Below are 22,663 nucleotides of genomic sequence, written 5' to 3'. Positions count from 1 at the left end.
CCGGATCATGCAGATTTTCTCCCGTCTCAGGCGCTTTCTGTCTCCCCCGGCCGGACCTTCCGGTCTGGCGGAGATTGCCCGAAGCGTGACTGTGCTTGAAAGCTGCCCTGTGCGGCCCGTCTCATCTCCGGGCCTTTCCGAACTGCCCTATCCGGAGCGCAATCCGTTCCGGGACTGGACGAGCATGCCTGTCACGGTCCAGCACCATGCCCTGCGCAACGTCGTGCTGGACCAGCCCCTGATGACCCTGCTGCATGCAGGCCAACCCGTCTCCGAAACAGCCTATGTCCAGCCCCCGGACGCCCTCCGCGCCCTGACGCTGCGCCCGGCCGACACGATCCGCTGCACGCCTTTCAAGGGCCTTACGGCAAGCTGCGTCGATCACTGGGCCTCGAACTATTATCACTGGGTCGCCCATACGATCCCGACCCTGCATGTCCTGTCCCTGCAGGACAAAGCGGTCCGTCTTGTGCTGCCCGAATACATGCATCCCTGGCAGTTCGAGACGCTGGAGCTTTTCGGCCTGACATCCGACAGTCATATCCGCCTGCAACAGGGGCGCCAGTACGCGTTCAGGACGCTGGATTACATCACCTTCGTCAATGGCAGCGCGGATTTTGCCATCTCGGATGTCTCCCGCGCCGCCTATGCGCGCCTGCATGAGGCCGTGGGAGCCTCGGCCAAACCCGCGGGTCGGCGGCTTTATATCGAACGCGGAGCCTCGGCCAACCGGCATGTTCCCAACGAATCCGAACTGGCGGAGGAGCTGGAAAAACTTGGTTTTGAGCGCGTCCGTCCTGAAACCCTGTCCCTGACCGAACAGATCCGTCTGTTCAGCGAAGCCGAAATAATTATGGGCATGCTCGGCGCCGGGATGGCCAATATCGCCTGGTGCCAGCCGGGAGCGCTCGTTTACGAACTCGTCCCATCCCATCACATCAATCCGTGCTTCGCCGCCATGGCGACACAGAACGGCCTCCGCTACTGGGCGGATGTCTTCCACACGGGTGCCGCGCAGGAAAACCATACGGACAATGCTTCGGTTCCACTCCCCGTTCCAGACATCCTCGACCGTGCCCGGGATCTGATCGCCCGACTGCCCCAGCCCTGAACAAACAAAACCCCGCCGAAGACCTGCTCCGACGGGGTTTCACATCATTCAGATCCCGAAAGACGGATCAGGAACGGCGCTTGCGGCTCGAACCATCGCCACGCGGGCCTTCACCACCGGCTGCGGGCTTCGGGCGACCATAACCCGAACCGCCACGGCCCTTGTAGCCACCACCGGCGCCACCACCAGCACCGCCGCGCGGACCACCCTTGAAGCCGCCGCCACCCGGACGGCCACCGCCGCCAAAGCGCTTGCCTTCACCGGGGTTGCGACCACGGGGACCCATGCCGCCCGCAGGCGCTTCGGACGGCTCGATCGTCACTTCATCGGCTTCTGCACCGGCGAGGCAGGACTTGAAGCGGGCCACGCTCTCATCGGCGATCTGGAAATAGGTCTGTTCCTGATCAATGCGGATGCTGCCGATTTCGCGCTTCTGCACGCCACCCAGACGGCAGATCAGCGGGATCAGCCACTTCGGATCGGCGCGCTCGGTCCGGCCGACGCTCATCTTGAACCACTCGCCCGCCATGACGTGTTCTTCACGCGGCGCACGTTCACCACGCTCCGTGTGACGCGGGGCTTCGACGGACATCGGACGGATCTGCTCGACCTTCGGCAGACGCGCGCGGTACAGGCCCACCAGCGCAGCTGCCAGCTTCGTGGCGTCGTATTTCTCGGCGAGTTGGTTGACCAGTTCGTCGGACATGTCGTCCACGGCATGCGTCAGGATCGGATCGTCCATCAGACGGGTCTTGTCCTGCTCGGCAATCGCCGCAGCCGTCGGAACAGCTTCCCATTCCGCCTGGATCTTTGCCATCTGAAGCAGACGTTCAGCCTTGCGACGCTGGCTCACCGGAACCATCAGCACGCTGGTGCCCTTGCGGCCCGCACGGCCTGTCCGGCCCGAACGGTGCAGCAAGGTCTCGGCTGCCGTCGGGATGCTGGCGTGGATCACGAGGTTCAGGGCCGGGACGTCAATACCACGGGCCGCAACGTCGGTCGCAACACAGACGCGGGCCTGACCGGAACGCAGGCTCTCGATCGCACGGCTGCGCTCATTCTGACCCATCTCGCCAGAAATGGCGACGGATGCAAAACCACGCTCAAGCAGCGTTGCCTGAACCTGATTGACCATCATGCGGGTGTTGCAGAACACCATGGCGGTCGGGCTCTCGTAGAAACGGAGCACATTCACAAGCGAGCGCTCGATTTCCTGCGGCGGCGTGACAACGCAGCGATAGGTAATGTCGGAATGCTGCTTCGCACCTGAAACCGTGTCGATCCGCTCGGCATTTTTCTGGTAGCGACGCGCAAGGGACGCGATCTCGCGGGCGATCGTCGCGGAGAACAGCAGGGTGCGACGCTCCGTCGGAGCGGCGTCAAGAAGCTGCTCCAGCTCGTCACGGAAGCCCATGTCCAGCATTTCGTCGGCTTCGTCGAGGATGACGCAGCGCAGGGCGGACAGGTCGAGGGAGCCGCGCGACAGATGATCGCACAGACGGCCCGGCGTACCGACAACGATATGAACGCCGCGGCTCAGTTCGCGGGCTTCGCTACGGGCATCCGTGCCACCAATGCAGCTCGCGATGCGGGCACCGGTTTCGGCATAGAGCCATTTGAGTTCGGACTGGACCTGAAGCGCCAGCTCACGCGTCGGCGCAATCACGAGCGCCATGGGCTGAGGGGACGGCGGAAGGCGATCGGCATCTCCGAGAAGAGTCGGAGCGATGGCCAGGCCGAAGGCGACGGTCTTGCCCGACCCCGTCTGCGCGGAAACCAGCAGGTCGCGCTCGTCCAGCCCCGGCTGCAGAACAGCTTCCTGAACAGGAGTCAGCTGTTCGTAGCCACGTGCCTCAAGGGCGCGCTTAAGGGCAGGATGGGTATCGGGAAAAGGCATATTTTATGAACACTCGGCAAACGTCACGCCGACGACAGGATGCGGCGGCTGGAATGCCGCTGCATAAAGACTTCCGCTTCAAAATACCAGAAAGAACGTATGCCGAGGTTTTTCTTGTGTTTGCGTTTCAGGTTCTGGGCTTGCGGCCAATCACCGCATGAACCGTATCGCGCCATGCCGTCAGGTCTTCAGGGGGCACGACTTCACCCGTATCCAGCTCGGCCAGACCGGTGCGGGACATGAGAACACTCACCAGACGCACACGGTCCGCAGGCTCCAGCGCCTGCCAGATCGCAACCGCCTTCGCCGCATGGAACTGGTCGGAGAATGTCAGGATCAGCGGCGCACCGGGCTTGAGGACACGCACGATTTCCATCAGCACAGCCAGAGGCTGCGTCAGATAGGCCAGCCCGTCGCACAGCGTCACGGCATCGAAACTGTCATCTTCAAAAGGCAGGGTGGGCTCGTCATTGAGATCCTGCACAACCCGTTCACTCAGAACCGGATTGGCCTCCAGAGCCGCTTTCGCAACCCCCAGCCCGACCACACGCTGGAACTGTGCCTCGTCCGGATAATGGCTCAGCGCTCCAGCCATCAGGTCCAGCACAGCGCCGCCGACCGGCAGGGCCGTCTGGTACAGGGCCGTCACAGCTGTCTGCGCGCCCATGTCCATCAGCGAATCCGGGATGCGCTGCGCATGAAAAATCGTGTCAGGCTCGTTGTTCGCACGCGTGAACGCCGCGACGTGCATTCCTTCAAGCTGTTCCGGGCCGCTCATATCCACTCCTTCTGATCCAGCAGCGGAGATGAGGGCATGTTCCCCGTGCGTCAACCCGCGGGATGCTTTATGAGAGGGGCCATCATGAGCCTCTCCTTCACGAAAATGCACGGTCTGGGCAACGATTTCGTTGTGATCGACGCCCGTCAGAACGATCCCGCGCTCGATACCCCCACCATCCGCCATCTGTGCGACCGGCGCTTCGGAATCGGCTGCGACCAGCTGGTTCTGCTCACACCGCCGACCCTGCACGGTGCGGACGTGCATGTCCGTTTCTTCAATCCCGACGGTTCTGAAGCCGGAGCATGCGGCAATGCGTCCCGCTGCGTGGTGAAGTTCGTTGGGGGTGCGCCCACGCTCCAGACAGCCGCCGGCCTTCTCCCCACCGCGCGCGACGGCGATCTCGTCACGGTCGATATGGGTCTGCCCCGCCTGGACTGGCAGGACGTGCCGCTGTCGCAGGCCTGCGACACGCTGCATCTGCCGCTGCCCACGCCCCTTGACGCCGCGGCCTGCTCGATGGGGAATCCCCACGCCACGATCTTCGGCGATGCCTCCCGCGCGGAAGCACTGGGAGCAGGGCTCGAACAGAACGCCCTGTTCCCCGAACGCGCCAATATCGGTTTCGCCCAGATCCTTTCCCCAACCCATATGCGCCTGCGCGTCTGGGAGCGCGGGGCCGGCCTAACGCTGGCCTGCGGGTCCGGCGCCTGCGCTGCTGTCGTGAATGCCGTGCGTCGCGGCCTGACGAAGCGCACCTGCACCGTGACCATGGATGGCGGCGACCTGCGCATCACCTGGCGCGCGGACGGCCATATCCTCATGACAGGGCCCGCTGTCACGGTTTTCCACGGAACAACCGCGTGACCGCCTCCCTCCTGACCTTCGGGTGCCGCCTCAATGCGCATGAAAGCGACGGCATGGCCCATCATGCGCGCGGCCAGACCGACACCATCATCGTCAATACCTGCGCCGTGACGACCACCGCTGAACGGCAGGCACGGCAGGCCATTCGACGGGCGCATCGCGAAAATCCTGATGCAAAAATCGTCGTGACGGGCTGCGCCTCCGACATCGCACCGGATCGCTGGGCCGAACTGCCGGGCGTGGTTCGCGTCGTCCCCAACGAAGACAAGCTCAAACCCGCCATCTGGGGGGATAACGGTGCCGGCCTGCCACCTTCACGTCATGCCCGCGCCCTTCTTCAGGTCCAGCAGGGCTGCGATCACCGCTGCACATTCTGCATAATCCCCTATGGCCGGGGCGATTCCCGCTCCACCCCAATGGAGGACGCCATCGCGCGCGCAGAGGCCCTTGTCGAAGCTGGTCATCAGGAAATCGTCCTCACCGGTGTGGACATTGCCTCCTGGCAAGGCACTGAAGGCAAGGGGCTGGGCACGTTGTGCCGTGAACTGCTGCGCCGTGTTGAAGGTGTCCGGCGACTGCGCCTGTCGTCCATCGACCCTGTTCTTCTGGATGTAGAGACGGGGGATGCGGATCTGTGGTGGCTGCTGGAAAACGAGCCCCGCCTGATGCCACATCTGCACCTGTCCCTTCAGGCCGGGTCGGATCTTATTCTCAAGCGCATGAAACGCCGTCACGATACCGCGGGCGTTGCAGCCACTCTGCGTCGCGTCCGCTCCATGCGTCCGGAAACAGGTGTGGGCGCCGACCTGATCGCGGGGTTCCCTACGGAAACAGAGGCTCTGTTTGAAGAGACGCGCGCCTTCATCGAAGAGCAGCAGATCCCTTTCCTGCATGTCTTTCCCTACAGCGAACGCCCCGGCACCCCTGCGGCACGGATGCCAGCCGTTCCCAACGCCGAACGCCAGCAGCGCGCTGCCCGACTCCGCGATGTCGGCGAGAGGAACCGTGACAGTTTTCTCAAACGCCTCATCGGCACGGAATTCGATATTCTCGCCGAAACGCCCGATCGCGGACATTCCCCCGAATTTGCTACCATTCGCCTCGTCGGCGACGCGCCCGCGCCAGTGCGGGGCAGTTTCGTTCCCGTCCGGGCCACCGGGTTGGAAAACGGGACACTTCTGGCGGAAATCCGCAGCTGAAACGCGTTCAGACCTTCCTGCACCCTTGACGTCCGGCCCGACCTGTCCGAACTCCCATTCATGGCTGGATTTTTCTCACGACTCAAACAGGGTCTTTCACGGTCGAGTTCGCGTCTCGGCTCCGTCTTCACCCATCGCAAGCTGGACGAAACGGCTCTTGAGGAACTCGAAGACGAACTGATCGCGGCAGACCTCGGCCCCGCCGTCGCCGAACGCGTGATCGAAAGCTTCCGGAGCACGCGCTTCGGCAAGGACGTGACCAGCGACGAAATCCGCGAAACCCTCGCGATCGAAATCGCCCGCGTTCTGGAACCAGTTGCAGTTCCTTTCGAACCCGATCCGACGAAAAAGCCCCACGTTGTTCTGGTGGTCGGGGTCAATGGCGTCGGCAAGACCACGACCATCGGCAAGATGGCCCGCCTGTACACCGAAGAAGGCAAGTCCGTGATGCTGGTAGCCGGAGATACCTTCCGCGCCGCGGCCGTCGAGCAGCTCGAAGTCTGGGGCAAACGCGCCAATGTTCCGGTCATTGCCGGAAAGCACGGCGCCGATGCAGCGGGACTGGCCTATGACGGCCTCAAGCGCGCAACAGAAGCCGGAACCGACCTGCTTCTGATCGACACAGCCGGGCGCCTGCACAACAAGGGCGCGCTGATGGAGGAGCTGGCCAAGGTCATCCGCGTCATGCGGAAATTTGACGAAACGGCACCGCACTCCGTGCTGCTGGTGCTGGATGCCACGACGGGTCAGAATGCCGTCGAACAGGTTCGCGTGTTCCGGGAACTGGTCAACGTGACCGGGCTGATCGTGACCAAGCTGGATGGCTCTGCCCGCGGTGGCATCGTCGTGGCCCTTGCGGAACAGTTCAAGCTGCCCGTCCATATGGTCGGCGTCGGGGAACAGGCCGAAGATCTTCGTCCCTTCTCGGCTCAGGACTATGCCAGAGGTCTGGTCGGTGGCGCGAACGACCTGGCCTCAAGACTGATGGAAACCCCGGGCGAAGACACGTCCACCGCCGAATAAGACGTCAGAACCCGCTGACCTGCGAAAGATCTCAGGTTGCGGGAGTATCATCGTCCGAGGACATCCATTCTTTCTGAAGATAGGCGATGCGCTTTTCAATGGATTTGCGCTCGCGCCGGGCGACCTCCGCATTCCAGAGTCGGCCGCCAATGGCCGAGGCCTCTGCCACAAGCCATGCCGCCCCGGCCGCCAGCCAGTCCAGCGCCAGCGTCACCGGCTGCGTAATCTGCGCGATGCAGGTCTCCCAGTCTCCATTGGCGGCCCAGGCTTCATGCAGCGGTCGCACCATGACCGCGCCGACATAAAACAGAACGATCATAAGACGCTGGCCATCAGCATTCGGATCAAACAGCTTCAGGGCCACCAGCGGGAGCAGCAGCACACCGGCGACAAGCAGGCTGCCCGGCACATAAGACAACATCAGGCCGATAATGATCCCGTGCCACCACCGAAATCCCGGAGCACGGAGCATTCCCGCTTCTGCCTGCCTAACGGACGCCATAGATCTTCCTCACTGGCAGAATTCCAGCCAGATACTTGCCATTGCAACTGCGATGCCCGTCAGGAGGGAAAAAAATTCGCCAGAATTTCGCGCCTCGCGATCATTGGCGGCTTTCCGCTCAGGCGCCTCGTCGAGCACGCGCATCAGATTGCTGATTTCGGCCTCGGCTTCCTGAGCCTGCCTCTGATCCAGCCGGAGGCCGGTCGGATCGTTGACTGTTGCCAGAAAGACGCCCAGATTTCCGTTTTCCGCCGCCTTTCCCAGCCGCACACGCCGCCGGGCGCGTGAGGTTCTGCTCCGCCACTGCCGCAGTTCCGCCTCAAGCAGAGGCAGAGCACGCTGCGCCAGAAAACTGAGCGGCGTGTTGTCGAATTTCCTCTGGACCGCGGCAAGCAGGGTCAGGTCTGCCAGCCAGCCCGGCAACCCGGCTTTCTGTGACTGCGACAGAGGAACAATGCCCTGTCGCGCGCAATGCGTCTCCAGAAACGAGCGCATCTGGTCGTCCAGAAAACCGCTCCGCGCCAGTATATCGTCTGGAAGGTCTTCGATGCCTACATGCCGGTTCAGCCACTGCAACAGACCTTCCGGCAGGGAAATCCGTGCATCCAGACATTTTTTCGAAAGACATGGAAGATAGCTGTTCGCTTCATAGGAGAACCGTCTGACCAGGTCCGCACCTTTGAGCGCCATGCGCCGCGCCGCCACCGACAACGCTGTGATCTGCCGTCCCTGTCTCTGTGGAAGATGGGCTGAAAGGAACGCATCCGGGTTACCCGCCATGAAGCTCAGGATATTGCGGACCGTTCGTTCATCGTCCGGACTGTCTGGCTTCACTGTTGCCTGGGCCATCATCTGGGGCAGCGCTTCAGGCCAGAACCAGATTCCCCCCCAGAACATGGGCGCGGCAGGATCCAGAACGGAAATCGCATGCGTAATGACCATCGTCGCGGGATCGACCGCCTTGCTGCCACCCGCAGGAAGAAACGTGGCGCTCGCCTGTTCGATCAGGCTCGACATCACGGAGAGCTCAAGCTCTCCATGAAGCCAGCTACTGACGACTTTCCGTTGCAGCAGCGCTGAAAACTCAGTGGGGTGACGTCCAGCATACCAGGCCAGAGCCTGCGGTGTGTACACGGCATTCCCGCCAATCATGAGCGGAATACGGGCAGGAATGACCGGACGGACCGTAAAAACCTTGCTGGGCGCAATCGTCACCAGATCGCGCGGGGAAGGACGGTTGCGCGGATCATCGGCCAGCATGGCAGTCAGAAGGGAACGCAGCCCGACAGGCACTTTCTGGTCCTGCATGTAGGCCGTAGGGGTACCGATCTCAAAACGACGCTTGAGGATATCAGCGTCGGACAGCCCCTCAAGCGGCAGCTTTCCAATCGCAAGCGCGAGAATGATTACGCCCAGCGAAAAGATGTCACAGTCCATCGTCCCTTCACCCCGTGCGGAAGGACGGCAGACAGCCGAGGACAGGGGTTCGAAAAGAACAGGCTGTTTTTCAGCAGGCGCGGTGACTCCCAGCGGCCCGAGAACGACCTTGTGCAGCCCCTGCCCTACGAACATGTTGTCGGGACGGATGCTGCGACATGTGAGGTTGGCCGCTTCCAGCTTCTGGAGAAGTCCGGCAAACGGACGGATAACGCCGTCAATCAGCTGGCTCTCGGTCCAGAGGCCGAGACTCTCCGCAAGGGAGGGGCCGGGAGGGTGCGGGCACAGCACCCACAGGGCGCCCTGACAGTATTCATGAGTCTGGATCGGAATCACGCTCTCATGACGAAAGAACATGAATTCGGAAAGACGGGCGGAGGGTGCGAAGGGGGCCAGAGCAAGATAGGACGCCCCGGAAGCCGTCATATCCTGCGCGCCATATGTCGCGCAGCCGCCAAAATCAGGCTGTTTGTGATCCAGGCTGATCAGATACCGCTCGGCAATGAGCAGTTCCTGGCTGTTATCTGCCTGCGTGTCGGCCATCGAAATCCCGCTGTTTCCCTGTCCGGTCTTTTGTGCCGGACAGGGATTGAGACTTCGTTAATGCCGGACGCGATTCCAGCAGTCAGAGATCAGTCTTCGAACGGATCGCGCATCAGAATGGTATCGTCGCGTTCCGGGCTGGTGGAGAGCAGCGTCACCGGAGCTTCGATCAGTTCCTCGATGCGGCGGACATATTTGATGGCCTGTGCGGGCAGTTCGGCCCAGGAGCGTGCGCCAGCGGTTGTTTCTTTCCAGCCCGGCATCGTTTCGTAAACCGGCTTCACGCGAGATTGTGCGCCCGGAGCGGACGGGAACGTTTCAGTTTTCTGTCCGTCCAGTTCGTAGCCCACGCAGATCGAAATCTCGTCCAGACCATCCAGAACGTCCAGCTTCGTCAGGGCGATGCCGCTGACGCCACCAACGCGGACGGCGCGACGGATCAGGACTGCATCGAACCAACCACAGCGACGGGGACGACCTGTGACGGTGCCGAATTCATGGCCGCGCTCACCGAGAGTCCGGCCCGTCTGATCGTGCAGTTCGGTCGGGAACGGTCCCTCGCCCACGCGGGTCGTGTAAGCCTTGGCAATTCCGAGCACGAATCCGACGGAAGACGGGCTCACACCACTACCTGATGCTGCAACAGCCGCAACCGTATTGGAGCTCGTGACATACGGATAAGTGCCGTGATCGACATCCAGCATGACAGCCTGCGCACCTTCGAACAGGATGCGGCGACCAGCGCGACGGGCTTCGTCCAGACGGTCCCAGACCTGGCAGGAGAACGGCAGAAGGCGCGGCGTGATCTCGGTCAGGAAGTCCTTGAGCTGCTCCTTCGTAAACGTCTCGGCACCCAGACCTGCGAGCAGCGTGTTGTGGTGCAGGAGCAGCTCGTCCAGCTTCCAGTCCAGCGTCTCGGGCTCGGCCAGATCGCAGATACGGATGGCGCGACGGGCGACCTTGTCCTCATAGGCCGGGCCGATGCCACGGCCGGTCGTGCCGATCTTGTGCTCGCCCCGGGCAGCTTCACGCGCACGATCGAGCGCGCCATGAACCGGCAGGATCAGCGGAGCGTTCTCGGCAATCCACAGCGTCTCGGGCGTCACGACGAGGCCCTGTGCGGTTACGCGGTCGATCTCGGTCATCAGGGCTTTCGGGTCCACGACGACGCCATTGCCGATCACGCCGATCTTGCCGCGCACCAGACCGGACGGCAGCAGGGACAGCTTGTAGACCTGATCGCCCACGACCAGCGTGTGACCGGCATTGTGACCGCCCTGAAAGCGGACAACGATATCGGCGCGGCTGGCGAGCCAGTCGACGATCTTGCCTTTACCCTCGTCTCCCCACTGGGTTCCGATCACGGTGACGTTGGACATGAGCTGACTTCCTAGAACTGACAATACGAGACGGGAGAAACGAAAGGGACCGGCAGGTCAGAGCGGCTGGGCCGCCTCGTCCTTCCAGACATGGGTGCAGCGCAGATGCTGCGCCTGAGCGAGCGCGTCCTCGTCATGAGACAGGGCGGACACGGTGGCATAACCGGCCTTGTGCAAGCCCGAAAGACGGGATGCGTCCAGATCGACCGGCACATAACAGCGCGGGCGCGACGCAGACACCGGGGCTGCACGCAAAAGGGCCTGCGGGCGAAGCGTCAGACCGCAGGCAGGCTCCTGCCCCGCCAGATAGCGTCCGCCACGGCCCAGCTCTTCGCGCGAACCGGTCGAAAACACCGTCACGCAAAGACCGGTATGATAGCGCCAGCCCCGGAAATCCACGGGATCAATCGTCAAGCGCAGATCGGGGCTGCGCTCGCGGATCGCTGCCACGGAGGCTGCAAGACGTTCGAAATGTCCGGAAATGTCCTTGGGATAATCCAGTTCAGCCAGCAGATCCAGCGCACGATCGGCAGGACCGGCGGCGCGGAGCATGACGGCCAGCATTCCGGCGATCGGTCCGCCCAGTTCCGCCACGGCACTGGCATCCTTGCGGTCCAGCGCATGGAGCAGGGGTTCGCGGTCGGCTTCGGGAATAACGCCTTCGATCAGGCCAAGCGCCAGAGCGGGCATGGACAGATCGAACGACACGCCCTCAATTCCCAGTTCCGCAAGCGCCTTTGCGCCGAGCGCAATGACTTCTGCATCGGCCTGCGCACTGTCGGGGCCGATCAGTTCGATGCCGGCCTGCGAGACCTGACGGTCAGCCTCGCGGCCCGGCGTGCCGACAACAATGCAGCTTCCCGAATAGGACAGGCGCAGAGGACGGGGCGCGTCCTGAAGACGGATGCTCGCGATCCGGGCAATCTGCGTCGTCATGTCCGGACGCAGCGCCATCATGCGGTGCGAATTCGGGTCCATCAGACGAAAGGTCTGGGGAGCGAGAGATTCCCCCGAACCACCCAGCAGAGAGCTTTCAAACTCCAGCAAGGGCGGGCGAACGCGCTGATAGCCGTGACGGGAAAACGCTTCCATCACGCTGGCAATGCCACGGGCTTCGGCTTCGGCCTCACCGGGCAGCAGGTCGGCAAAACCGGACGGCAGCAGGGCGGCGCTTGGGCTTTCGGAATACAGACTCATGCCGAAAACTCCAGACGCGTCTGTTCATGGGCCCAGTCAAGCCAAGGCAACAGCGCTTCAATATCAGCCGTCTCGACCGTAGCCCCACCCCAAATCCGCAGACCAGCGGGTGCATCACGATAGGCTGCCAGATCGTAACCGGCATCTTCCTTTGCAACGAGTCCGGTCAGATGCTTGACCGCCTTGCCCTTCGCCTCGTCAGACAGGCTCTCAAACCACGGCGCCGTGATTTTCAGACAGATGGACGTGCTGGACCGGGTCTCTTCCCGGACAGAGAGGAACGACACCCAGTCCGCCGTTTCGATCCATTGGGCAACAGCCGCCAGATTTTGCTGCGAGCGGGCTTTCAGGGCGGAAAGACCGCCGATCTGTTCGGCCCAGCGCAGACCGTCCAGCGCGTCCTCGACGCAGAGCATGGACGGCGTGTTGATCGTATCGCCTTCGAAAATGGCTTCGATCAGGCCCTTTTTATTGGCCAGCCGGAAAATCTTGGGCAGCGGACGCGAGGAGGGTTGCGACAGGCGGGCAGCAGCACGCGGACTGAGCGCCACCATGCCATGCGCGGCTTCGCCACCCAGTGCCTTCTGCCAGGACCATGTCACGATATCGAGCCGATCCCAGGGCAGATCCATCGCAAAGGCGGCGGAGGTCGCGTCACAAATGACCAGACCTTCGTGTTCGACCGGAATGGCGTCAGCATTAGGAATGCAGACACCCGATGTCGTGCCGTTCCATGTCAGGACGACATCGCGGTTCCAGTCCACGGTCGTCAGATCCGGCAGTTCGCCATAAGGTGCGTCCAGAACGCGCAGATCTTCGATTTTCAGAACGTCGCGCAGATCCTGCGCCCAGGTCCCGGAGAAGCTCTCGAAGGACAGGACGTCGATCCCGCGCTCACTAACGAGGGCCCACAGGATCATTTCCACGGCGCCCGTATCGGAGGCCGGAACGATTCCGACGCGCCAGTCCGCCGGAATACCGAGCATATCTTTAGAGCGGGTGATGACCTCTTTAAGGCGCGCACGGCCTTCGGGCGCACGGTGCGAGCGCCCCAGCAAGGCCTGATCCAGACCGGTCAAAGTCCATCCGGGACGCTTGGCGCAGGGACCTGAGGAGAAGAACGGGCGAGAGGGTTTGACAGTCGGCTTGGACATGCGCGTTCCGGGCTGATCGGTCCTGAGGTCATTCCGGCAGAAAATGACCATTCATGGTGCGAGAGAGGGGACTCGAACCCCTATGCCTTTCGGCGGTCGATTTTGAGCCGACTGCGTCTACCGTTCCGCCACTCTCGCGCGGGCAGCCCGGACCCTAATGCATTCCCCGCAAAAGGGCCAGAGTGCAAAATCCGGGCTGTGAAATAACGTATCCTTACAGGCCCAGCATCAGCAGCAGGTTCTGGATGGCCGCGCCAGAGGCCCCCTTGCCCAGATTGTCCAGCCGGGCGGTCAGAACGACCTGTTCGCCGTTATGATGCACCCGCAGTTCCATATCGTCGGTATTGGCCAGAGTGTCCGCCACAAGCTGCGTTTCGGCGGGCACAACGCGCACATGGGCGCATCCGGCATAGGCGTCCTGCAGTACGGCTTCGATCTCGGCCGCCGAGGGCTGGCCCGGAAGATCTTTCAGATGCAGCGGGATGGACACGATCATGCCCTGAGGGAAATGCCCGACCGAGGGGACAAACAGCGGCTGGCGTGTCAGGCCGGAATAGTGCCGGATTTCCGGCAGATGCTTGTGCTTGAGATTGAGCCCATACAGAAAGAACGCCGGACCGCCGTTCTTTTCATGCTCCTCGATCGCTACGCGCCCTGCGCCGCTATAACCCGAGACAGCGTTGATCGAGACGGGATGATCGGCCGGAAGCAGTCCTGCCCGGACCAGAGGTCGCATCAGGGCAATGGCGCCCGTCGGATAGCAGCCGGGATTGGCGACAAACCGCGCACCCTTGATGGCAGCCGCCTGTTCCGCATCCATTTCAGGAAAACCGTAAATCCAGCCATCCGCGATCCGGTGTGCGGTGCTGGCATCCAGAATCCGGACATCCAGCCCCTCGGCCAGCGCCACGGTTTCGCAGGCGGCTTCATCCGGCAGACACAGAATGGCGACATCAGCCTGTTCGAGCATGGAGCGACGGGCGGCCTTGTCCTTGCGCAGATCCGGCGCAATCGACAAAATTTCCAGGCCATGAGAGGCCGGAAGCGCCTCGATCCGCTGGCGGATTCCCAGACCCGTCGTGCCTGCTTCCCCGTCAATGAAAATGCGTGCCATGCGCCAGCAACCCCGTCTGCAAATCCGTTCCGGAAGACGTTTTACGTCGGGAATGTCAGGCTGTCACGCGCAGGGCGCATCCGGTGCTTTCATCCACCCGGCCGCACGGCTATGAACCTCTGAGCACGATAACAGCAGGATCTTCCCATGCCCCAGTCCAACCGGCCGTCCTCCCAGCCGTCCCCGCGGCAGATCGACCGCCTGCTGGACGTCATGAAGCGCCTGCGCGACCCGCAAGGCGGCTGCCCCTGGGACGTGGAACAGACGCCGGCCACCATCGCCCCTTTCGCGATCGAAGAAGCCTATGAAGTCATGGACGCCATCGCCCGTGACGACCGCGAGGCCATTCCCGACGAACTGGGGGACCTGCTGCTTCAAGTCGTCTTTCAGGCCCAGATGGCGCAGGAAGCTGGTCACTTCGATTTTGAGACCGTGGCAGGACTGATCGCCGACAAGCTGGTGCGCCGTCACCCGCATGTTTTCGGCGATGCGGCTCTGGATGACGATTCCTGGGAGCGGGAAAAAGATGCCGAGCGTCAGCGCAAGGCCGAATACGGCGCGCTGGCCGGTGTTGCCCTCCCCCTCCCCGCCCTGATGCGCGCCGCGAAACTGAGCCGCCGCGCCGCCCGCGTGGGGTTCGACTGGGACGCCCCCACTGGCATTCTCGACAAGGTTCATGAAGAGATCGACGAACTGAAAGCCGAACTCGGCGGAGACCGGGACCGCATCGAGGACGAACTGGGCGACGTCCTGTTCACCGTGGCAAGTCTGGCCCGCAAACTGGATATCGACCCCGAAGCGGCCCTGCGCCGGAGCAATGCCAAATTCACCCGTCGCTTTGAAGCGATGGAAGAAATGCTCGCGCGCAAGGGGCAAACCATGGCCGAGCAGGACCTGCCGACCATGGAAGCACTCTGGCAAGAGGCGAAGACACTTCCCGGCATGAAATGACGCCTTGATTACAGATCATACCTTCGTTGCGAATGAAACTGCCGCGAATACCGTAACCGAATACACTCCGTATCACTCGGTTACAGGAGTCCTTATCCTTTCTTAACCTTCTGATCCGAAACTGGTCTTCGTTTCTTCCCAACGGAGTCTTTTCATTATGACAGGCATTTCTTCCATCGGCTCTTCGGCCATGAGCAGCCTTTACAGCGCGAGCAGCGCATCGTCTTCCAGCGCGTCCTCATCGTCCAGCAGCAGTTCCTCCACGCAGGAAACCACGACAACCAAACTGAATGCCGACGGCTCCACGACGACCATCGTCGAGGACGCCCAGGGAAACATCATTTCCGAGACGACTTCCGGCGGATCTTCGAACTCCGGCTCCAGCAGCGATACGAGCCATCTGCTCAGCGTTTCGGCCTGAAACATACACCTGCTACACAAAAAGATACGTCAGGCCCGCGGGTCTGACGTTTTCATGCGGGCCGAACCTGCTAGAGAACGTTCCCATGACGGACGATCTCGCCCCATTCGATTTCGAACTCCCCCGCGATCACATCGCGACGGAGCCTGCACGCCCGCGTGACAGCGCAACGCTGCTGCATGTCCGGCCCGGCCTGGCACCTGATCCGCATGTGATTCGCGAATTACCGGATTTCCTGCGTGAAGGAGATCTGCTGATTGCCAACAATACGGCCGTTATCCGCGCCCAGCTTGCCGCCACGCGTGGCGAGGCAAAAATCGGCCTGACGCTCGACCGCATTCTGGCAGACGGAAGCTGGCATGCCCTGGCGCGCAATTCCCGCAAGCTGAAGCCGCAGGACATCCTGCATTTCGGCGCGGATCCGGTCACGGCCACCGTTGTCGAAAACGAAGGAGACGGCGCGGTCAGCATCCGCTTTTCGGTCGAGGGAGACGACTTCGATGCGTTTCTCGAACGGGTTGGCGCGCTGGCCCTGCCCCCTTATATCGAGCGCCCTTTCGGTCCGACGAAGCAGGACGATGCGGATTACCGCACGATTTTCTCACAGTATCGCGGTGCCGTGGCCGCGCCCACGGCCGGTCTACATTTCACGCCTGAAGTGCTCGCAGCCCTGGACGCAAAAGGCATCCAGCGCCGGACGCTGACGCTTCATGTCGGCGCAGGCACATTCCTGCCCGTCCGCTCCACCATCGCCGAGCACAAAATGCATGCAGAGTGGGGCGAGATCGACGCCGACACCGCAGCCGCCATCAACGAAACCCGTGCGCGTGGCGGCCGGGTTGTTGCCGTCGGCACCACGTCCCTGCGCCTGCTGGAAAGCGCGGCCCGCGATGACGGCACCGTGGCTCCCTGGCGCGGCGAGACCTCCATTTTCATCAAGCCCGGATACCGCTTCAAGACGGTGGACGTCCTGATGACGAACTTTCATCTGCCGCGTTCGACGCTGTTCATGCTTGTCTGCGCGTTCAGCGGCACCGAGACCATGCGTGAGGCCTATGCCTACGCCATCGCCAACGGATTGCGGTTCTATTCGTATGGCGATGCCTGCCTGCTGGAGCGCGCGCCATGAGCAATCATAAAACCGATCATGCCATCAAAATGACCTGGGTGCCTGAAGCGAGCTGCGGCATGGCGCGCGCGGGCCATCTGCACACCCGCCACGGTACGGTCCCAACCCCAACCTTCATGCCGGTCGGCACGGTGGGCACGGTCAAGGGCATGACGATGGACGCCGTGCGCTCCACAGGGGCGGGCATCGTTCTGGGTAATACCTATCATCTCATGCTACGCCCCACGGCGGACCGTGTGCAGAAGCTGGGCGGCCTGCACAGAATGATGGACTGGCCCGGCCCGATCCTGACCGATTCCGGCGGATTTCAGGTCATGTCGCTCGGCGCGCTGCGCAAGCTTGACGAAGACGGCGTGACGTTCCGCTCGCATATCGACGGCAGCAAGCACCGCCTGACACCGGAGATCTCGACCGACATCCAGTTCAAGCTCGATGCGACCATCACCATGGCGTTCGATGAGTGCCCGGCCCTGCCTGCCACGCCGGAAGTGCTACGGAAATCCATGGAAATGTCCATGCGCTGGGCCGCCCGTTCCCGCGAGGCGTTTGTCGCGCGTGAAGGATATGGCCAGTTCGGCATCGTACAGGGCGGAACCGAGCGGGACTTACGCGAATATTCCATCAAGGCCCTGACCGAGATCGGCTTTGAAGGCTATGCGATCGGTGGTCTGGCCGTGGGCGAAGGCCAGGAACTGATGTTCTCGACGCTGGACTTCACCACGCCGATGCTGCCGCAGGACAAGGCGCGGTATCTGATGGGCGTCGGCACGCCGGACGACCTGCTGGGCGCGGTCATGCGCGGCGTGGACATGTTCGACTGCGTGATGCCCTCGCGTGCGGGTCGCACGGCCCGCGCCTATACGGAGCGCGGCCCCATCAATCTGCGCAACGCCCGCTTCGCCGAAGACACCCGCACGCTGACGCCCCATGACGATACACCCGTCGCCGGACGTTACAGCCGCGCCTATCTGCATCATCTGTTCCGCGCCAACGAAATGCTCGGCCCGATGCTCCTGACCTGGCATAATCTGGCCTATTACCAACGCCTGATGCGCCAGATCCGCGCCGCGATCGTGGACGGCACGCTCGACGTTTTGGCTGTGAAGCTGCGGGAAGACTGGGCCAAGGGCGACTGGACTGAAGATGAATGGCCGATGCCGGATCTGGCCCTGTAAGCTGGGGCTTTGCCCCAGACCCCACAAAGGGCCTCAGTCCCTTTGATCCCGATTCATAAAGCGGGGTGAAGGAGTCTCGACCCCTTCCGGGTGCAGGGCAGAGCCCTGCATCACTCCAGAAAGACCCTTCCATGCGCCATGTCGTCTCCGCTCTGGTTCTGAGCACCGCTCTCGCAACGGGAACGGCCTGCGCCGCACCGGAAGAAATCCGCGTTCTGGTCGTGGCCAATTTCGAAGTCGGGCACGATACCGGGGACGCGCCCGGCGAGTATCAGGACTGGGTGGAACGTCTGCATCTGGACGAAACCGTCCCCATCCGCGGCGTCCCGGACCAGCTCCGCCGTAATATGGATGGCGTGTACAGCATCGTCCTGCGACATGGCGATATGGATCTGCACGCATTGGCGCTCGATCCACGCTTTGACCTGCACCATACCTACTGGCTGTTCACCGGCATTTCCGGCGTCAATCCGAACATGGCGTCGGTCGGCAGCGTCGCCTGGGCGCAATGGGTTGTGGACGCGGACGCCCTGCGGGAAATCGACGACCGGACCATTCCGAAAGGCTGGCCTTACGGACTCTACGCGATCGGCGCGAGCCGCCCGGACACCCTGCCCGATAATCCGAACCATTATGGTTCGGTGACGGATGTGGCGCAGCTGACCAAGGCCTATCCGCTCAACCGGGGTCTGGCGCGCTGGGCGTTTACCCTAAGCCAGAACGTAAAACTCGCCGACGATGCGGTAATTGCCGAACGCCGCAAGGCGTGGACCGGCTATCCGCAGGCCCGGAAGCCACCGATGGTTCTGATGGGCGAGACGCTGGGCACGGAACGCTACTGGCACGGCGCGGAACGCAACCGCTGGGCCGAGAACTGGGTCTCGATGTGGACGAAGAACCAAGGCCATTTCGTCATGACCAATGAGGAAAGCCAGCATTACCAGTACGACATGCGGATGCTGGCGCGGCTGGGCTATGTTGATCCGGAGCGGATCATGGTCCTGCGTTCAGGCAGCAATTTCGATATGCCCCCGCCCGGCGTTTCGGTCACGGCGTCCATGGGAGACGAAGGACCGGGACAGGCCGTCGCCTATGACAACAACGAACGCGCGGGAGAGCCGGTCGTGCGCGAACTGGTCACGCATTGGGACCGCTACCGCGACCATATTCCGACACGCTGACCTGAGGTCGCAGACCGGCCTTTTGCCGTCGGATAAAACCTGTCCCGATCCAGCAGCGTGACGGTCATGAAGGCGACGTAAAGCAGCAGGTACCACGATCCCATTTTGCTGAAACTGACCATCTGGTGCCCGTGCTGCCCCGCATAGCGCCAGATGCCGCTCGTCGTGCAGACATTTTCGGCAATCCAGAGCGCCACACTCGACAGAAATGCAGCCAGAGGCAGCGGCATCCACCAGTCGCGCTGCGTGATCCGGAAATGGATCATGGTGCGGCCATAAACCGCGAGCGTGCCCATAAAGAGCGCATATCGAAGGTCGGGGATGAAATGATGCGAGAAGAAGTTGACGTAAATCAGCAGCGCCAGGCCGAATGTCTGCCAGAACGGCGGATAGGGGATGAAGCGCATGTCGAAAATACGGATGGCGCGCGCCATGTAGCTGCCGACGCTGGCATACATGAAGCCTGAAAACAGCGGCACATCCATCACGCGGAAAAAACAGGGTTCGGGATAGCCCCACGCCCCTACGCGGACCTTGAACCACTCCATGGCCGTTCCCGTCAGATGGAACAGCACGATGACGCGCGCTTCTGTCCAGGTTTCCAGCTTCAGGGCAAGGAAAAGAAGCTGGACCACGATGGCGAATACGAACAGCGCATCATAGCGATGCACCGGCCATCCGGGCTGCCAGAGAACGCGCGTGAGCAGGGCGACCCCTAGCAGCAGACCGCCAAACAGCGCGGCCCAGCCCTGCTTGAGCACAAACAGGATGGCGTCCCGCAGGACAGGCGGCAGCCAGTGCCGCGCCCAGTCCCCCATCCGTCGTTCAAGAAGACCGGTCTGGAGAGGGGTCTGGTCAGACATGGTTCATTGCGCCGACGGCAGGGCCTTGCCGTACCGGTCCCAGTGTGTCGCCAGTTCCTTCACGACGACGCTCCCGACCGTATAGGCCGCATCGACCGAAGCCTGAAAACCCGAAAAACCCGTCTCATGCGCTTCGTCCGACAGAAGCTGCGCCGCACTCTGCCCCGGCGGCGGCATGTCGAAATTGCTGGCCGTCCGCAGGATCAGCGCGCGCCTCGGATCAACGCGCCCGGCCTTCCCCTGAAGCGCCAGAGCCTGACAGAACGCGACGTCTTCTTCCGCCGTCGTGGCCATCACGCCCTGTCCATCCGTCCAGTATTTCACCCAGCGTTCGGCCCACTGGTTCATTTTCGCGCCGACCCAGAACGTCTCGCCTGAAATCGTGTCGCCAAGCTGCACGGAGGGCGGCTTCTGGGCGGGAGCAAAGCCAGTGTAACGCAGGCGCGAGGCCTTCAAACCGTCATTGTCGGGAAGCGTGATGTCTTTCGTCAGCCCATAGGCCCACTGCACGAGGGCCGGATCGAGCGTGTATTCCATGTCTCCCATGCCGGAATGCAGCGCGGGGCGTGGCTTTTCATCCGGGGTGCTGCCCTGCACAGGCGTAAACCCGTCCGGCCAGGAGGCGGGAATTTCGCGTGGGTCCACTAGATGGGACAGACCGCCATTGATAACGCGCGGTGCCCAGACGGCCGAGCCGATCGTACCGAAATTCGGATCAATCCCGCCAATCCCGGCCAGCACAAAATAGGCATGGCGCAGATCGAACCGCGGATCGAGCACGAGGGCCGTAATGGCCGAGGCCATATGCTCTGGCCCCTCGCCGCTTGCGATGCCCAGAACATGCAGCTCCGGATTGTAGTGCATTACATCATGATCGGTACCGGGGGCCGGGATCGTCTGCTGCAGTGGCAGTTTCTCGATCCAGTTCTGGTACTCGCCCGCCGTATCCCCTGTGTCCTTGCCGATCTCGAAAGTCGTGACGACGACGACGCGAACAGGGATCGGAGCATGAGCCGACGCCAGACCAGACGCACAGAGGGACAGGAGCGCGGCGCCGAAAACGGTTGAGACAGATTTCACTGGTAGAGACCCTCATGTGTGGCAGCGGCTTCGAACGTGCCGAACCGCTCTTCAAGCGCCCATTGCAGGCGGGCTTTCTCGCTGGATTTCAAAAACGCCGTGCAGGACGCGGATGGGACGGGAAACGTCCGGCAGGCCGGAACAAACTGTCCCGGCTGATGATCGGACCACAGGCTTTCGCCCGGCACGAATGCATAGTCCAGCCCGGCGCGGGACAGCGTTTTCAGATCGGCATAGGACAGACCATAGGTCTGGGCCGCGCGGACATATTCCTGCGTCAGGTCCCCGCGTGAGACGCCCTCATCATCCGTGGACAACGCCATCGGCACCCCGGCCCGGCGATAGAGCGAAAACGGATGGGCCGCGCCTTTGACGCCCAGGATCTCGTCATTGCTGGTCAGGTTGATTTCCACCATCACATGACGCTTTGCCATTTCGGCCAGAAGGGATGCAGGATCATCTTCAAGGGCTACATCCACGCCATGTCCGATGCGACTGGCACCTGCCACATCGACGGCTGCACGAATGTGATGGCGCAAACCCTCCGTGGGGACGAGGCCCGTCGTGAGTTCCCCCGCATGCAGGCTGAGTTTCACACCCGGATACACGCCGTTCAGAAAATGGAACATCCGCATGTGCAGGTCGTAGTCGCGCATCGCGGTTGGGTCGTCTTCGGGCGCCACGATATTCAGCCCGACGAAGCGCGGGTCGGCTTTCACGGTCGCATATCCGGCATCAAGCTGTGCATAAACGGCCTGGGACGGGAAAGTCCGCAGGGTCTGGAACAGATAGCGCACCGTGACCGCGCAGCCCGGATGGGCCTGCGGTGTTCCACATTTCAGCACGTCCCGCGCCTGCGCTTCCATCCGGTCCGTTTCGGTGCGCGCTTTCTGCACCAGCGCCGGAATTTCCGGCAGGAGCGCCTGATGCGCGGAAGCGAGGTCGTCACCCTGCAACGGATGATGAAAACCCGCCCCGATCATGGCGCCGACACCGGGAGAGACCATCAGTTCCAGATACGTTACATGATCGCGCGCAGCACGGTCGCGGGCTTCGGCCAGCATGTCACCCGAATGGGCCTCGTCGATGGCGCCGAAGCGGGCGAAAGTTGCGAAGAAATGGTCGTGCCCGGACGCATCGCCCGGCGACGGGACGAAATCGCGCATGGATAGCGCATCAATCAGCGCGTTTTCCGATCCCGCATGGTGCGACAGATCGGCAGCCGGGAACTCGCTGTCTCCCGGATGGCTGCAGGCATGATCGAGAATGCGCTTTTCCGTCAGGGACACGCACAGATGATCGCGTGCCGCCCAGTCCAGCATGCTTTCGGCATAGATCGCGCCGGCCAGATGGTTGTGCAGATCCGCGCCTTTGGGAAAGGCGCGAAGGAACATGTTCAGCCGGACCGGATCATTCCGGACATGGTCATAAACCTGTGCTGCGGAAGACGGGGTGGCGTGTGCGATCTGGATCATCGCCAAAGCGGAAGTCATGCCCAGACAAACGGCAGGCAGAACGGATAGGAAGGGGTGTCGCATGGCCCAACGATGCCGCCCCGCCCCCGGCGTGGCAAGCCATTTTCAGATCGTGACAAACCCTGTCTGAAACGGGCCTTCCGAACATCGGAAAAGCTGGTCCGCTTGCGCGCCTGATGACATAATG

20 protein-coding genes and 1 tRNA gene are annotated in these 22,663 nt (G+C 62.3%); 9 read left to right on the top strand and 12 right to left on the bottom strand.

What is annotated here, in order from left to right; genetic code table 11:
• Positions 1-7 precede the first annotated feature (7 nt).
• On the top strand, positions 8-1,111 hold the full coding sequence (locus GAL01_RS13675; RefSeq protein WP_062027968.1) for a glycosyltransferase family 61 protein: 1,104 nt from the start codon (positions 8-10) through the stop codon (positions 1,109-1,111).
• A gap of 67 nt (positions 1,112-1,178) precedes the next feature.
• On the opposite strand, the gene GAL01_RS13670 is transcribed toward GAL01_RS13675, so the two are convergent.
• Together GAL01_RS13670 and GAL01_RS13665 are read right to left on the bottom strand one after the other, a co-directional pair.
• Positions 1,179-3,008, bottom strand: a complete 1,830-nt coding sequence (locus GAL01_RS13670; protein WP_062027969.1) for a DEAD/DEAH box helicase — start codon at positions 3,006-3,008, stop codon at positions 1,179-1,181.
• Between the two features lie 127 nt (positions 3,009-3,135).
• Positions 3,136-3,786 carry a class I SAM-dependent methyltransferase gene (locus GAL01_RS13665; RefSeq protein WP_174694490.1) on the bottom strand — a complete coding sequence of 217 codons (651 nt, stop codon included), beginning with the start codon at positions 3,784-3,786 and terminating at the stop codon, positions 3,136-3,138.
• A gap of 84 nt (positions 3,787-3,870) precedes the next feature.
• On the opposite strand from GAL01_RS13665, the gene dapF reads away from it, so the two are divergent.
• The 3 genes from dapF to ftsY are packed head-to-tail and all read left to right on the top strand — an operon-like array spanning position 3,871 to position 6,875.
• Positions 3,871-4,653 (top strand): diaminopimelate epimerase, encoded by a 783-nt coding sequence (dapF, locus tag GAL01_RS13660; protein ID WP_062027984.1) that lies wholly within the window; start codon positions 3,871-3,873, stop codon positions 4,651-4,653.
• Complete coding sequence (locus tag GAL01_RS13655) at positions 4,650-5,852, top strand: MiaB/RimO family radical SAM methylthiotransferase (protein WP_082790628.1); 1,203 nt, start codon at positions 4,650-4,652, stop codon at positions 5,850-5,852. Before dapF ends, GAL01_RS13655 begins: the two co-directional genes overlap by 4 nt.
• Positions 5,853-5,912: 60 nt before the next feature.
• On the top strand, positions 5,913-6,875 hold the full coding sequence (gene ftsY, locus GAL01_RS13650) for a signal recognition particle-docking protein FtsY (RefSeq protein WP_062027970.1): 963 nt from the start codon (positions 5,913-5,915) through the stop codon (positions 6,873-6,875).
• A gap of 31 nt (positions 6,876-6,906) precedes the next feature.
• Here the strand turns inward: ftsY and GAL01_RS13645 are convergent, their stop codons facing one another.
• From GAL01_RS13645 to argC, 7 genes are all read right to left on the bottom strand, one after another.
• A complete protein-coding gene (locus tag GAL01_RS13645) occupies positions 6,907-7,377 on the bottom strand; it encodes a hypothetical protein (RefSeq protein WP_062027971.1) in 471 nt (156 codons plus the stop codon).
• A gap of 9 nt (positions 7,378-7,386) precedes the next feature.
• The gene (locus GAL01_RS13640; RefSeq protein ID WP_062027972.1) at positions 7,387-9,357 is read right to left on the bottom strand and encodes a serine/threonine-protein kinase; all 1,971 of its coding nucleotides are present in this window, start codon (positions 9,355-9,357) and stop codon (positions 7,387-7,389) included.
• Positions 9,358-9,446: 89 nt separating this feature from the next.
• The gene (locus tag GAL01_RS13635) at positions 9,447-10,736 is read right to left on the bottom strand and encodes an adenylosuccinate synthase (RefSeq protein WP_062027974.1); all 1,290 of its coding nucleotides are present in this window, start codon (positions 10,734-10,736) and stop codon (positions 9,447-9,449) included.
• A 57-nt stretch (positions 10,737-10,793) separates the two neighbouring features.
• Positions 10,794-11,933 carry an ATP phosphoribosyltransferase regulatory subunit gene (locus GAL01_RS13630; RefSeq protein ID WP_062027976.1) on the bottom strand — a complete coding sequence of 380 codons (1,140 nt, stop codon included), beginning with the start codon at positions 11,931-11,933 and terminating at the stop codon, positions 10,794-10,796.
• Complete coding sequence (locus GAL01_RS13625) at positions 11,930-13,087, bottom strand: phosphoserine transaminase (RefSeq protein WP_099253339.1); 1,158 nt, start codon at positions 13,085-13,087, stop codon at positions 11,930-11,932. The genes GAL01_RS13630 and GAL01_RS13625 overlap by 4 nt, the downstream gene beginning before the upstream one ends.
• Positions 13,088-13,141: 54 nt before the next feature.
• A tRNA-Leu gene (locus GAL01_RS13620) sits at positions 13,142-13,225 on the bottom strand.
• Between the two features lie 76 nt (positions 13,226-13,301).
• Positions 13,302-14,201, bottom strand: coding sequence for an N-acetyl-gamma-glutamyl-phosphate reductase (argC, locus tag GAL01_RS13615; protein ID WP_062028399.1), 900 nt, complete (start codon positions 14,199-14,201; stop codon positions 13,302-13,304).
• A gap of 147 nt (positions 14,202-14,348) precedes the next feature.
• On the opposite strand from argC, the gene mazG reads away from it, so the two are divergent.
• The 5 genes from mazG to GAL01_RS13590 all read left to right on the top strand — a co-directional run bounded on the left by mazG (position 14,349) and on the right by GAL01_RS13590 (position 19,058).
• Positions 14,349-15,152 (top strand): nucleoside triphosphate pyrophosphohydrolase, encoded by an 804-nt coding sequence (mazG, locus tag GAL01_RS13610; RefSeq protein WP_062028401.1) that lies wholly within the window; start codon positions 14,349-14,351, stop codon positions 15,150-15,152.
• A 157-nt stretch (positions 15,153-15,309) separates the two neighbouring features.
• Positions 15,310-15,573 carry a hypothetical protein gene (locus GAL01_RS13605; protein ID WP_174694489.1) on the top strand — a complete coding sequence of 88 codons (264 nt, stop codon included), beginning with the start codon at positions 15,310-15,312 and terminating at the stop codon, positions 15,571-15,573.
• An 85-nt stretch (positions 15,574-15,658) separates the two neighbouring features.
• Complete coding sequence (gene queA / locus GAL01_RS13600; protein WP_062028405.1) at positions 15,659-16,702, top strand: tRNA preQ1(34) S-adenosylmethionine ribosyltransferase-isomerase QueA; 1,044 nt, start codon at positions 15,659-15,661, stop codon at positions 16,700-16,702.
• Positions 16,703-16,731: 29 nt separating this feature from the next.
• A complete protein-coding gene (gene tgt, locus GAL01_RS13595) occupies positions 16,732-17,877 on the top strand; it encodes a tRNA guanosine(34) transglycosylase Tgt (protein WP_062028464.1) in 1,146 nt (381 codons plus the stop codon).
• 131 nt (positions 17,878-18,008) lie between these two features.
• A complete protein-coding gene (locus tag GAL01_RS13590; protein ID WP_062028407.1) occupies positions 18,009-19,058 on the top strand; it encodes a purine-nucleoside phosphorylase in 1,050 nt (349 codons plus the stop codon).
• On the opposite strand, the gene GAL01_RS13585 is transcribed toward GAL01_RS13590, so the two are convergent.
• Genes GAL01_RS13585 through GAL01_RS13575 form a run of 3 tightly spaced genes read right to left on the bottom strand, consistent with a single transcriptional unit; the run spans position 19,031 to position 22,539 of the window.
• Positions 19,031-19,921 (bottom strand): DUF817 domain-containing protein, encoded by an 891-nt coding sequence (locus tag GAL01_RS13585; RefSeq protein ID WP_082790650.1) that lies wholly within the window; start codon positions 19,919-19,921, stop codon positions 19,031-19,033. The genes GAL01_RS13590 and GAL01_RS13585 overlap by 28 nt on opposite strands.
• A 3-nt stretch (positions 19,922-19,924) precedes the next feature.
• Complete coding sequence (locus GAL01_RS13580) at positions 19,925-21,001, bottom strand: purine nucleoside permease (protein ID WP_062028412.1); 1,077 nt, start codon at positions 20,999-21,001, stop codon at positions 19,925-19,927.
• A complete protein-coding gene (locus tag GAL01_RS13575) occupies positions 20,998-22,539 on the bottom strand; it encodes an adenosine deaminase family protein (RefSeq protein WP_062028414.1) in 1,542 nt (513 codons plus the stop codon). Before GAL01_RS13575 ends, GAL01_RS13580 begins: the two co-directional genes overlap by 4 nt.
• Positions 22,540-22,663: the final 124 nt, after the last annotated feature.

The sequence above is a fragment of the Gluconobacter albidus genome (genome assembly GCF_002723915.1).
GTDB lineage: Bacteria > Pseudomonadota > Alphaproteobacteria > Acetobacterales > Acetobacteraceae > Gluconobacter > Gluconobacter albidus.
Note: the sequence above shows the minus strand (reverse complement) of the source record. Positions and strands in the feature narration are given on the sequence as shown.